Here is a 10,992-nt window from a genome sequence, read left to right as displayed (position 1 = left end):
CCCGGCTCTCCGTGGATGCCCAGGCCCAGCGCCACCTGACCATCCGGCACGGTGAACAGCGGCGCGGTCTGCCCCGGCAGGGTGCAGCCGTCGAACGCCAGCCCAAAGGACACCGTCCCGCGGTTCGCCCGCGCCGCGACATCCATGACCGCGTCCAGGTCCAGCCCCGCCTCGGCCCCCGCCCCGGCGATCTTGAAGACCAGCAGGTCGCCCGCCACACCGCGACGCCGCGCGGCGTCGGTCGCAGGCGCGCTGGCCACGTCGTCGGTCACCGCCAGGATGCGCGCGTCGATCCCCTCGGCCCGCAGGCGTTCCGCGGCGGCGCCGAAATTCAGCACGTCGCCCGCATAATTCCCGAACCCCAGGATCACCCCGCCGCCCAGATCGGCGGCCCGCGCCACCCCGGCCACGGCGCTGGTCGAGGGTGACGCGAACACGTCCCCCGCCACCGCCCCGTCGGCCAGCCCCGCGCCGACATAGCCCAGAAACGCCGGGTAATGCCCCGACCCGCCACCGACGATCAGGGCCACCTTGCCCGGTGCCCCGGCATGGGCGCGCAACGCGCCATGCGGGACGGGAATGACGCGGTCGGCATGGGCGGCGCAGAACCCTGCCAGCGCGGTCGCGGCGAAATCCTCGGGGCGGTCCACGATCTTGGTCATGGCAGGGTCCTTCTCTGCGCCAAGATGCGGCGGATATAGTCGCGGTTCTCGGCACAGACCCCCAGGCCGTCGCCGCCGTAATGTTCGACCAGGAACGGGCTGGCGAACCCCTGGTCCAGCGCGGTGTTGATCGCCGCGCGCCAGTTGATCGTGCCGCCCATCATGGGCGCCGGATGGGACAGGATGACCCCCGACGGGTCGGTCATCCGGTAATAGTTCTTGACGTGCCAGTAGCCCGCAAAGGGCGCGCACAGCGCGATCATGTCGGCCCAGGGCTGCACGGGGCGGTGCAGGCGGATCAGGTTGCCGATGTCGATGTTCAGCCGGACCGACGGGTGGTCCACGTCGGTGACAAAGGCGACCGCGTCGGGGGCGGTGCCCAGATAGGTGTCCTCGTACATCTCCAGCGCGACCTGGATGCCGCGATCGGCGGCGTGGCGGCCCAGCTCGCGGATGCGGGCGACGGCCAGCGCGCGGGTGGCAGGGTCGTCGGGGTTCGTCACCCCCGGCTGGGTCCAGAACCACAGGGCGGCACGCTGCGCGTCGCTCAGCGGCCCGAACAGGCCGAAGCTGACATGCCCCGCGCCCAGATCCGCGGCACAGTCGATGACCCGGTGGCAATAGGCCAGGTGGTCGTCGCCCTGCACCGGGTCGATCACGCTGCGCCGTGAGGTCGAGATGGCCGGCACCGACAGCCCCAGGTCGCGACAGATCGCCATGAGCCGCGCCCGCCCGGCCGCGTCCAGATCGGCCAGCCGCAGCCAGCTGTCGGTCGGATCGACCGCGTCGAACCCTGCCGCCGCCACCTGTCCCAGATCGCGCGCCCAGGCCTCTGGCCCGGCCTCCTGGACGGTGGCGAACGGGATCATCGCACAGGCGATGGGCCAGTCCTGCGGCGTCCAGTGCGGCGTGTTCCCCGACATCGATCCCCTCCCGAATCACGTCCCGGGTTCTTGCTAGCACGGTCGCAAACCCGTATCAATAATTCTGTATACAGCACACAGAACGCAATGTTGACTTGCCCCGTCGCCGGCATTAGCCAAGAATTCAGGGCCAAGGGAGCCGCCGATGACAGACCTGTCCGACACCGATGCCCGCATCGAACGCCTGCCGCTCTTGGACGCGATCCTGTCGCGGCTGCGCGACATGATCATCGAGGGGCAGCTGCCCCCCGGCACCCGCCTGAACGAGGGTCAGATCGGCCTGCAGCTGGGCGTGTCCCGCACGCCGCTGCGCGAGGCGATCAAGTACCTGGCCTCCGAAGGCCTGGTCGAGCTGATCCCGTCACGCGGCGCGGTGGTCAAACAGTTCGGCGCGCGCGAGGTCCGCGACATGCTGGAGGTGATCCGCATCCTGGAACAGCAGGCGGGCATCATCGCCTGTGCGCAGGCGACGGATGCGGGCATCGCCGGGGTGCGCGCGCTGCACGACCGGATGCTGGACTGTTACGCCCGCCGCGACCGCATGGCGTATTACAAGCTGAACCAGGCGATCCACACCGCCATCGTGGCCCTGGCCGCCAACGGCGCCCTGTCCGAGGTGCATGCCCGCCTGCAGACCCGGCTGAAGCGCATCCGCTTCATCGGGCACGAAGGCGCGGAAAAATGGGCCAGCGCGGTCGCCGAACACGAACAGATGATCGCGGCGCTGGAATCGCGCGACGCGGACCGGCTGTCCGAGATTCTGGGCCGCCACCTGACGCTGGCATGGGAACGGGTGCGCGACGACCTGCCCGCGCAGACATGAAAAACCCCCCGCGCAGGGCGAACCTGCGCGGGGGGTACCGGCAAAACATCTTACCAGGAAAAATCGTCGCTGCTCATCTGGTTCAGGCGGAAATCCTCGATGACCAGCTGGTTGGGGCCGAAATTCAGCACCACGTCCGACCCGTTCTGCACGGCGGCGCCGCGGATCTGGGCATAGCTGTCGATATTGGCCAGCTGACGCAGGTCGATGTCGTCGTCGCCATTCTCGAAATCGGTGATCCGGTCGCGGCCGCCGTTGAAGACGAACACGTCCGCCCCCTCGCCGCCGGTCATCGTGTCGTTGCCCAGACCGCCGTTCAGCGTGTCGTTGCCCTCTCCGGCGATCAGGCGGTCCGCGCCGGGACCCGCGACCATCAGGTCGTCGCCCTCGCCCCCGGTCAGGATGTCGTTGCCCGCCCCGGAAACCATGCGGTCATTGCCGTCGCCGCCGTCCAGCGTGTCGCGGCCGTTGCCGGTGGACAGCACGTCGTCGCCCTCGCCGCCCCAGACGCGGTTGTTGCCGTTCCCGGCGGCGACGGTGTCGTTGCCCTCTCCGGCGGCGATCACGTCATTGCCCGCGCCCGCCCAGATGCGGTCGTTGCCCTCGCCGCCGAACACGCGGTTCGCGCCCTCTCCGGCCCAGATGCGGTCGTTGCCCTCGCCACCGTCGATGGTGTCGTTGCCGCGCAGCCCGTACAGCAGGTCGTCGCCCGACCGGCCATAGATCAGGTCGGCCACGTTGGTGCCAACCAGGCGGTTGTCGTCGTCATTTCCGAACAGTCGTGCCATGGGGTCAATCCTCGTGAAAATCCCGGACGTCGCGGCGATCTTGCAACGGGACGCGACGCCGGGTCCCCGCTGCACGGACGGCCTTTCGGGCCATTCGACAGCAGAACGACGACCGTCGCGGTTTTATTCCACGCGAATGCGAAAATTCAGCGACGGTCCAGCTTGGCCGACCGCGCGACCAGCATCTTGCGGCGCAGGGGGGTCAGGTGATCGACATACATCCGGCCCGCCAGATGGTCGATCTGGTGCTGGACGCTGGTGGCCCACAGGCCCACGAAATCGCGGTCCTCCTCGACCCCGTCCTGGTTAAGGTAGCGCACGGTGACGGCGCGGGGCCGGCTGATCGGGGCCGACACGCCGGGCAGGTTGGGGCTGGCCTCCTCGTGCTCGCGCAGCTTGACGCTGGCATGCAGGATCTGCGGGTTGGCCATGCGCACCGCCTGGCCCCGCGGGCCGGAGGCGTCGACCACGGCCAGCGCCATCATGATGCCGATCTGGGGCGCGGCCAGACCCACGCCGGGCATCGCCTCCATGGTGTCCACCATGTCGTCCCAGATCATGCGGACGGATTCGGTGATCTCTGCCACCGGCGCGGCGGCGCGGTGCAGGCGGGGGTCGGCATAGGGCAGGAACGCGCGCGCGGCCATGGGTCAGTCCTTCACGATCAACAGGCCGTCCAGGTGATCGACCTCGTGCTGGGCGATGCGGGCGGCGGGGCCCTGCATGTCGCGCAACTGGTGGCGGCCGTCCAGATCGTACCAGCCGATTCCGATGGCGCGGGGGCGCAGGACCGCGACGGGTCGGCCGGGGATCGACAGGCACCCCTCGGTCGCGGTCTCGGCCTCCGGGGACCGGACCAGGATCTCGGGGTCGATCAGGACCAGCGGGTCCGGGGTGCCGTCCTTCCAGCCCGCATCCATGACGAAGATCCGGCGCAGCACGCCGATCTGGGGGGCGGCCAGGCCGCGGCCCTGGGCGTGATACATCGTGGCCAGCATGTCGGCGGCCAGCACGCGCAGTTCGGGTCCGGTCATGTATCCCGCGGGCTCCGCGCGCAGGCGCAGGCGCGGGTCGGGCCACAGGACGATGTCGCGCACGGTGCCAAGGCCAAGGTCCCCCGGCAGGTCGGGGCGCATCCAGCCGCTGGCACCCGTGCGATCAGGCACGGGCCATGTCCCGCTTCAGCTTGACCATCTTGCGGGTGATCATCTGGCGCTTGATCGCGGACAGGTGGTCGATGAACAGGATGCCGTCCAGGTGGTCCAGCTCGTGCTGGGCGCAGGTGGCCCACAGTTCGTCGAACTCGCGTTCGTGGGTCTTGCCGTCCAGGCCCAGCCAGCGCATGCGGATCTGCGCGGGGCGCGTGACCTCTCCGTACTGTTCGGGGATGGACAGGCAACCCTCCTCATAGGTGTTGGGCGTGTCCGACGCCCAGGTCACCTCGGGGTTGACCAGAACCAGCGGCGCGCGGTCGGCCTGCGGGTCGCGGTTGGCGTCCATCGTGAACACGCGCAGGCCCACGCCGATCTGCGGCGCGGCCAGCCCGATGCCGGGCGCCTCGTACATGGTGGCCAGCATGTCCGCGGCCAGGGTCTCGATCTCGGGCGTGATGCGGGCCACGGGCTGGGCCACCTTCTTCAGGCGCGGATCGGGATGGATCAGGATGGGTCTCGGGCTCATGGCAAGGGATTTAGGGCAAGCCTTCACCATAAGCAACAACCCCGCTATGCAAGGGTGACGCAGCCCGCAGGAGCCCCCATGACCCAGCCCGATCCCGCCGCCGTTCCCGATTTCGACCGCATCATCGACCGCCGCGGCACGCATTGCAGCAAATGGGACGACATGCAGGCCGCCTATGGGGTAGGGGCCGATGACGGGCTGGCCATGTGGGTGGCCGACATGGACTTTGCGCCCCCCGCGGCGGTGCAGGCGGCAGTGGACCGCGCGGCGGCGCATGGCATCTATGGCTATCCCGGCGCGAACCCGCCCTATCTGGCGGCGATCTGCTGGTGGATGGAAAACCGCCACGGCTGGCAGATCCGGCCCGAATGGGTGCTGACCTGCGCGGGGCTGGTCAATGCGGTCGGGATGGCGCTGAACGCCTATACCCAGCCCGGCGACGGGGTGATCGTGATGGCGCCGGTCTATCACGCCTTCGGCCGGGTGATCCGCGCGGGCGGGCGCGACCTGGTCGAACTGCCGCTGGCGCAGACGGACGGCCAGTACGTCATGGACTGGCCCCGGTGGGAGGCGATGCTGACCGGGCGCGAACGCCTGATGATCCTGTGTTCGCCCCACAATCCCGGCGGCCGCGTCTGGTCGGAACAGGAACTGCGCCAGGTCGCCGATTTCTGCGACCGCCACGACCTGATCCTGATCTCGGACGACATCCATGCCGACCTGGTCCTGCCGGGCGGTCCGCGCCACCGGATGATCGCGACGGTGGCCCCCGAAATCGCGCCCCGGCTGGTGACGCTGACCGCGGCCACCAAGACCTTCAACATCGCGGGCGCCCATATCGGCAACGCGATCATCGCCGACCCGGACCTGCGGTCGCGGTTCCAAGGCGCGCTGGCGGCGGCGGGAATCTCTCCGGCGATGCTGGGACAGGACATGGTCGCCGCCGCCTATTCGCCCCAGGGCGCGGCCTGGGTCGATGCGCTGGTCGCCTATCTGGACGGCAACCGCCGCATCTTCGATGATGCGGTGAACGCCATTCCGGGCCTGCGGTCGATGCCGCTGCAGGCGACGTATCTGTCCTGGGTCGATTTCCGCGACACCGGCATGACCGACGCGGAAATCACCCGCCGCATCCAGGACGACGCCCGCATCGCCGCCAATCACGGCGCGACCTTCGGACTGGGCGGCGACGGCTTCATGCGCTTCAACATCGCGACGCCGCGGGCGCGGGTGATCGACGCGGCCGAACGCCTGCGCGCGGCCTTCGCCGACCTGCAATAGGGCAACGGCACCGTGCGTTGTCGGTGTACGCGCTGTGCACGCCCGGTGCACGCCCGGTGCCGGGTGGGTGAGGCCGCGTTGCAACCCGTCCCGCACCGACCTATATAGCGCCAAACCCGAACCCCGCCCGAACCGTGAAGGACCCCGCATGGTCTATCTGGATTTCGAAAAACCGCTCGCCGACATCGAGGGCAAGGCCGAGGAACTTCGCGCCATGGCCCGCAAGGGCGACGGCACCCTCGACATCGAGAAGGAGGCCGCGGCGCTGGACCGCAAGTCCTCCGACCTTCTGCGCGACCTCTACAAGACCCTCGATCCCTGGCGGAAAACGCAGGTCGCCCGCCATCCCGACCGCCCGCATTGCAGCGACTATATCGCCGCATTGTTCAGCGAATACACGCCCTTGGCCGGCGACCGCGCGTTCGGTGACGACCATGCGGTGATGGGTGGCCTTGCGCGCTTCAACGACGCGCCCTGCGTGGTGATCGGCCATGAAAAGGGCAACGACACCAAATCGCGCATCCACCACAACTTCGGCATGGCCCGCCCCGAAGGGTACCGCAAGGCGATCCGCCTGATGGACATGGCGCACCGCTTTGGCCTGCCGGTCGTCACGCTGGTCGACACGCCCGGCGCCTATCCCGGCAAGGCGCCGAGGAACGCGGCCAATCCGAGGCCATCGCCCGCTGCACCATGAAATGCCTGGAGATCGGCGTGCCCCTGGTCAGCGTCATCATCGGCGAAGGCGGCTCCGGCGGCGCCGTGGCCTTCGCCACCGCGAACCGCATCGCGATGCTGGAACATTCGATCTATTCGGTGATCTCTCCGGAAGGCTGCGCCTCGATCCTGTGGAAGGACGCGGAAAAGATGCGTGACGCCGCCGAGGCGCTGCGCCTGACTGCGCAGGACCTGAAGAAGCTGGCCGTGATCGACCGCATCATCCCCGAACCCCTGGGCGGTGCGCAGCGCGCGCCCACGCAGGCCATCGCCGCGGTCGGTGCCGAAATCACCGCCATGCTGGCCGAGATGTCGGACATGAAGCCCGCCCAGCTGATCAAGGATCGCCGCGCCAAGTTCCTGGCGATGGGCTCCAAGGGTCTGGCGGCCTGACGCACACGACACTGTGACCGACCTGCAACAGCCGTCCCGCCTTGGGGCGGCTGTTGCGTTTTGCCGTCTTGCGCGAACTGCAAGGCTGGGCCAGCCTGCAATCCTGCCCGCAACGCATGCGCGAAAGGAGGGGTCCATGACATCATATGCCAATGCCCCCGCCCTGACCCGCACCGGTTCGGCGCGCTTCACGTCACCGCGACAAAGCGCCTGACCGCCGCAAGGCAGACCCCGCTGACATCATGACCTGACACGACCGCGATCCGCGGGCCTGTCCGCATGGCGTCATCCCTTCCCTGAACCCCACCGACCGCACAAGGCCCTGCCATGTCCGGTCCCATCTCTGGAGAGTACCGATGATTGCCGATCTTCATCCGCAGACCGCGCGCCTGCGTCCCGCGATGCACCGCCTGATCGCCCGGCACGGCGCGACGGCGGTGTTATTCGCCGCGATCCGCGCGGCGCTGCTGCCACGGCGCAGGCGGCCCAGGCCGCCCGACCCGTACCTGATGTCCCCGCACATGCGGCGCGACATCGGACTGCCGCCGCGCGAACCCCATGTCCCGCGCTATTACGACCTGAGGTGAGAGCGGTTCCGGGCGGCGTCATCGGCGTCGCCCGGAACCGGCAGGACCAGCCCGGCCTCGGCCATCAGTCGGTCGGAATGGGTTTCGATCTCCGCCTGCAGGCGGGGCAGAAACCCCTCGGCCGGGATGGCGGGGTCGATGGCCGGCAGGAACTCGACCACCGCGCGCCCGGGGCGGATGCCCCACCCGCTGCGCGGCCAGAACATGCCGGTATTCACGGCGACGGGCACGACCGGCAGGCCGGTCCCCTCGCGGATCGTGGCCACGCCCTGCTTGTAGGACTTGCGCTGGCCCGGCAGGGTGCGCGTCCCTTCGGGGTAGATGATCAACTGACCCAGACCCTCGGCGGACAGGCGCTGGTTGATGGTGGTGCTGATCGCGGCCATCGCATCGCGCCCGCGCGACCGGTCGATGGGGATGCAGCCGGTCTTCCACGCGTACCAGCCCATGACGGGCACGCGCATCACCTCGCGCTTCATGATGAAGGCGCGGCGGGGGACGGCATGGGCGATGACCATGATGTCCCAGAACGACTGGTGCTTGGCCGCGACGATGCAGTCGTGGGTCGGCGGCGTGCCGCGGATCTCGCAGGTCAGGCGCAGATGGATGCGCGCGGCCCAGACCATGTAGGCGATCCAGCGCGTGGCGATGCGGTTCGCGCCCGCGCGTCCGTGGCGCAGCGCGGGCAGGCCCATCAGGCCGATGACCAGCGTGGCGCAGGCGACATGGGCATAGAACAGCACGTTCTGGACGTACTGCCAGGGGGTCAGCGCGCCGGGACGCGCGCCGTCGGTCATCGCACGGCCTCCAGCATCTTGAGCGCCGCCCACCGTGTCGCGACAAACCCCACGCCCGCCGCGATCAGCGGGATGGTCAGCGGCATCAGCCAGTCGGCGCCCTGAAAGCCCAGCCCGGTCAGAAAGCCGCCCGCGGCGCTGGCATCGGGCAGGATCGCGATCGCGCCCATGCCCAGCACCGTGCCGACGGCGGACCCCATTGCGGCGCGCCGGGTGAACCGGCGCACAAAGGCGGTGGCGATGGTCAGGTCACGCGCGCCGATCAGCCGCAGCACGCGGATCACCTGGACGTTCGCGGCCAGCGCGGCCTTGGCCGCCAGCGTGATCATCGCGGCCGAGGCCGCCCCGATCAGCATCAGCGACACGATGCCCAGCATCCGCAGCCGGTTGGCGGCGGACACCAGCGGCCTGCGCCATTCCGTGTGATCGTCCAGCACCGCGCCCGGCACCTCGGCCTCAAGGCGCAGGCGCAGGCCCTCGGCGTCGAAGTCGTCCTCGACCGGCAGGTCGATCAGGGCGGGCACGGGCAGCGCGTCGACCGGCATGTCCGGTCCGAACCACGGCTCCAGCAGCTGGGCCAGCTCGTCCTGCGGCAGCAGGCGGGGGGTGCCGGCGCCCGGCGTCGTCTGCAGGATCGACAGCGCGGATTGCACCACCGCGTCCTGTTCGGCGACCGGCGCGCTGACACGGACCGTCACGCTGCCGGCCAGTTCGGACGACCAGCGGTCGGCCAGCCGCCCTGTCGCCAGCGCCAGCGCCAGCGCGAACACCGCCAGGAACGCCATGGCGCCTGCCGAAAACAGCGTCAGCTGCGCCGTGAACCCGGTCGGCGGCACGATGCGGTCGCCCGCGCCGTCCCTGTCGCCCGTCAGACCCTGCCACAGACTTCCGATATTCAGCCGTCCCATCAGAGATCCGCCCCCGCCAGATGCAGGCTGCCGCCGGTGATCCGCAGGACGCGCGCCGTCACCTGCGCCTTGGTGGCGCGGATCAGGTTCAGGTCATGGGTCGCCACCAGCACGGTCTTGCCCGACTTGTTCAGCTCGATCAGCAATTGCATCAGCCGCATGGACATGTCCCAGTCCAGGTTGCCCGTGGGTTCGTCCGCCAGCACCAGGTCCGGCGACAGGATCACCGCGCGGGCCAGCGCCGCACGCTGGCGTTCGCCGCCCGACAGCGACGGCGGCAGGGCGCGGGCGTGCTGGGACAGCTGGACCCAGCCCAGCAGATCGCGCAGCGCGTCCATGTCCACCTCCTCTCCGGCGATGGACAGGGGAAGGGCGATGTTCTCGGCCAAGGGCAGGTGGTCCAGGAATTGCGGGTCCTGGTGGACCACGCCCACGCGGCGGCGCAGGTCGGCGATGGCGTCGCGCGACAGCCCGCGCATGTCCTGGCCAAAGGCGGTCATTTCCCCCGAACTGGGCAGCAGGTCCGCAAAGCACAGCCGCAGCAGCGTGGTCTTGCCCGACCCGGATGGCCCGGTCAGGAAATGGAACATGCCCGGCTGCAGGGTCAGCGTCATGCCCGACAACAGCTCGTCCTGGCCCTGATAGCCGAAGCCGACATCCCGCATCTCGATCAAGCGCCACCTCTTTTCCGCTGCGACCCGTCTGGTGCGGGCCCTTGGCGCCCGGCGCGACTTGGAAGCCGGACCCGCGCTTGATAGAACAGCCGCACGATGAATGCGAGGGTGGCATGGCTGAATTCAAGTTGATCTGTCCGGGTTGCCGCGCCGAATATGCGGTTCCGCCGGACGCCATCCCCCAGGGCGGCCGCGAGGTCGAGTGTCCCGCCTGCGGTCATGTCTGGCAGGCCCATCCCCCGGCGTCCGCCGGACGGCTGGATCTGGGCAGCTTTTCCCGCAAGCGGCCCGATGACGACGAGACGCCCCGCCCCCTGCCCCCGGCGCGAACCCGGCTGTCCCCCGACGTCCTGGACATGCTGAAAAGCGAGGTCGACCACGAACGCCGCCTGCGCGACGCCGAACAGATGGACGACGTTCGCGCCACCGCCGACGAGGTCGACTGGCCCGCGACGACCGTGACCCTTCCACAGGTGCGGGACAGGCCCGCCGCGCTGCCCCCGCCGCCGCCGGTCCTCGCGCCCCCCGGCCCCCGCGGCGCCGGACGTCGCCCGCCGGCCGGAAATGCGCCAACAGGAACCGCACCAGCCGGAATTGCGCCAGCCGGAGCTGCACCAACCGGAACTGCGCCAGCCCGAACTGCGGCAGCAGGCCGAAACCGCGGTGCATCGCGGTGCCGCGGCCTCGCCGATCCGGGTGATGCGCCATGGCCGCGGCTTTGCTGGGCATGACGCTGGCGGCTGCTGCTGGCGGCGGCGG

General features: G+C 69.7%; 13 protein-coding genes and 2 pseudogenes. 6 read left to right on the top strand and 9 right to left on the bottom strand.

Features of this window, described 5'->3' with window-relative positions:
• Positions 1-662, bottom strand: a 662-nt coding sequence (locus TY51_RS11740; RefSeq protein ID WP_042249901.1) for a dihydroxyacetone kinase subunit DhaK, incomplete at its 3' end; no start/stop codon positions are given.
• Complete coding sequence (locus TY51_RS11735; protein ID WP_042249899.1) at positions 659-1,585, bottom strand: sugar phosphate isomerase/epimerase; 927 nt, start codon at positions 1,583-1,585, stop codon at positions 659-661. The genes TY51_RS11740 and TY51_RS11735, both read right to left, overlap by 4 nt.
• A gap of 145 nt (positions 1,586-1,730) precedes the next feature.
• On the opposite strand from TY51_RS11735, the gene TY51_RS11730 reads away from it, so the two are divergent.
• Positions 1,731-2,408, top strand: coding sequence for a GntR family transcriptional regulator (locus TY51_RS11730; protein WP_042249898.1), 678 nt, complete (start codon positions 1,731-1,733; stop codon positions 2,406-2,408).
• Positions 2,409-2,458: 50 nt separating this feature from the next.
• Here TY51_RS11730 and TY51_RS11725 read toward each other — a convergent pair whose 3' ends face one another.
• The 4 genes from TY51_RS11725 to def (TY51_RS11710) form a co-directional block, all read right to left on the bottom strand.
• A complete protein-coding gene (locus TY51_RS11725; protein ID WP_042249897.1) occupies positions 2,459-3,196 on the bottom strand; it encodes a calcium-binding protein in 738 nt (245 codons plus the stop codon).
• A gap of 146 nt (positions 3,197-3,342) precedes the next feature.
• Positions 3,343-3,843 carry a peptide deformylase gene (gene def, locus TY51_RS11720; protein WP_042249896.1) on the bottom strand — a complete coding sequence of 167 codons (501 nt, stop codon included), beginning with the start codon at positions 3,841-3,843 and terminating at the stop codon, positions 3,343-3,345.
• Between the two features lie 3 nt (positions 3,844-3,846).
• Positions 3,847-4,362 carry a peptide deformylase gene (def, locus tag TY51_RS11715; protein ID WP_231559027.1) on the bottom strand — a complete coding sequence of 172 codons (516 nt, stop codon included), beginning with the start codon at positions 4,360-4,362 and terminating at the stop codon, positions 3,847-3,849.
• Positions 4,355-4,876 carry a peptide deformylase gene (def, locus tag TY51_RS11710; RefSeq protein WP_042249894.1) on the bottom strand — a complete coding sequence of 174 codons (522 nt, stop codon included), beginning with the start codon at positions 4,874-4,876 and terminating at the stop codon, positions 4,355-4,357. The genes def (TY51_RS11715) and def (TY51_RS11710) overlap by 8 nt, the downstream gene beginning before the upstream one ends.
• Before the next feature lie 78 nt (positions 4,877-4,954).
• Here def (TY51_RS11710) and TY51_RS11705 point away from each other — a divergent pair, with 78 nt between their 5' ends.
• The 3 genes and pseudogenes from TY51_RS11705 to TY51_RS11695 all read left to right on the top strand — a co-directional run bounded on the left by TY51_RS11705 (position 4,955) and on the right by TY51_RS11695 (position 7,854).
• Positions 4,955-6,157 carry a MalY/PatB family protein gene (locus tag TY51_RS11705; protein ID WP_042249892.1) on the top strand — a complete coding sequence of 401 codons (1,203 nt, stop codon included), beginning with the start codon at positions 4,955-4,957 and terminating at the stop codon, positions 6,155-6,157.
• 148 nt (positions 6,158-6,305) lie between these two features.
• Positions 6,306-7,267, top strand: a pseudogene (locus tag TY51_RS11700) (acetyl-CoA carboxylase carboxyltransferase subunit alpha).
• A 356-nt stretch (positions 7,268-7,623) separates the two neighbouring features.
• Entirely contained in the window at positions 7,624-7,854 is a 231-nt protein-coding gene (locus tag TY51_RS11695; RefSeq protein ID WP_042249890.1) for a hypothetical protein, read from the top strand.
• On the opposite strand, the gene TY51_RS11690 is transcribed toward TY51_RS11695, so the two are convergent.
• Genes TY51_RS11690 through TY51_RS11680 form a run of 3 tightly spaced genes read right to left on the bottom strand, consistent with a single transcriptional unit; the run spans position 7,839 to position 10,233 of the window.
• Positions 7,839-8,651 carry a 1-acyl-sn-glycerol-3-phosphate acyltransferase gene (locus TY51_RS11690; protein ID WP_042249889.1) on the bottom strand — a complete coding sequence of 271 codons (813 nt, stop codon included), beginning with the start codon at positions 8,649-8,651 and terminating at the stop codon, positions 7,839-7,841. The genes TY51_RS11695 and TY51_RS11690 overlap by 16 nt on opposite strands.
• A complete protein-coding gene (locus TY51_RS11685) occupies positions 8,648-9,559 on the bottom strand; it encodes an ABC transporter permease (RefSeq protein WP_042249887.1) in 912 nt (303 codons plus the stop codon). Before TY51_RS11685 ends, TY51_RS11690 begins: the two co-directional genes overlap by 4 nt.
• On the bottom strand, positions 9,559-10,233 hold the full coding sequence (locus TY51_RS11680) for a cell division ATP-binding protein FtsE (protein ID WP_042249886.1): 675 nt from the start codon (positions 10,231-10,233) through the stop codon (positions 9,559-9,561). The genes TY51_RS11685 and TY51_RS11680 overlap by 1 nt, the downstream gene beginning before the upstream one ends.
• Between TY51_RS11680 and TY51_RS24305 the strand changes: the two are divergent.
• Together TY51_RS24305 and TY51_RS23445 are read left to right on the top strand one after the other, a co-directional pair.
• Positions 10,125-10,454 (top strand): annotated as a pseudogene (locus TY51_RS24305) (zinc-ribbon domain-containing protein); the annotation flags it as partial. The gene TY51_RS11680 and the pseudogene TY51_RS24305 overlap by 109 nt on opposite strands.
• A 343-nt stretch (positions 10,455-10,797) precedes the next feature.
• The coding region (locus TY51_RS23445; RefSeq protein ID WP_042249882.1) for a hypothetical protein at positions 10,798-10,992 on the top strand (195 nt) is incomplete at its 3' end.

The sequence above is a fragment of the Paracoccus sp. PAMC 22219 genome, from assembly GCF_000787695.1.
GTDB lineage: Bacteria > Pseudomonadota > Alphaproteobacteria > Rhodobacterales > Rhodobacteraceae > Paracoccus.
The sequence above is the reverse complement of the archived record's forward strand: the minus strand, read 5'-3'. Positions and strand labels throughout refer to the sequence as shown.

What these genes read in the sequence shown, in the direction of transcription:
- TY51_RS11695 (WP_042249890.1), top strand. Translation starts at nt 7,624, where the DNA reads ATGATTGCCGATCTTCATCCGCAGACCGCGCGCCTGCGTCCCGCGATG.
- def (WP_042249894.1), bottom strand. Translation starts at nt 4,876, where the DNA reads ATGAGCCCGAGACCCATCCTGATCCATCCCGATCCGCGCCTGAAGAAG.
- TY51_RS11725 (WP_042249897.1), bottom strand. Translation starts at nt 3,196, where the DNA reads ATGGCACGACTGTTCGGAAATGACGACGACAACCGCCTGGTTGGCACC.
- def (WP_042249896.1), bottom strand. Translation starts at nt 3,843, where the DNA reads ATGGCCGCGCGCGCGTTCCTGCCCTATGCCGACCCCCGCCTGCACCGC.
- TY51_RS11735 (WP_042249899.1), bottom strand. Translation starts at nt 1,585, where the DNA reads ATGTCGGGGAACACGCCGCACTGGACGCCGCAGGACTGGCCCATCGCC.
- TY51_RS11685 (WP_042249887.1), bottom strand. Translation starts at nt 9,559, where the DNA reads ATGGGACGGCTGAATATCGGAAGTCTGTGGCAGGGTCTGACGGGCGAC.
- TY51_RS11690 (WP_042249889.1), bottom strand. Translation starts at nt 8,651, where the DNA reads ATGACCGACGGCGCGCGTCCCGGCGCGCTGACCCCCTGGCAGTACGTC.
- TY51_RS11730 (WP_042249898.1), top strand. Translation starts at nt 1,731, where the DNA reads ATGACAGACCTGTCCGACACCGATGCCCGCATCGAACGCCTGCCGCTC.
- TY51_RS11705 (WP_042249892.1), top strand. Translation starts at nt 4,955, where the DNA reads ATGACCCAGCCCGATCCCGCCGCCGTTCCCGATTTCGACCGCATCATC.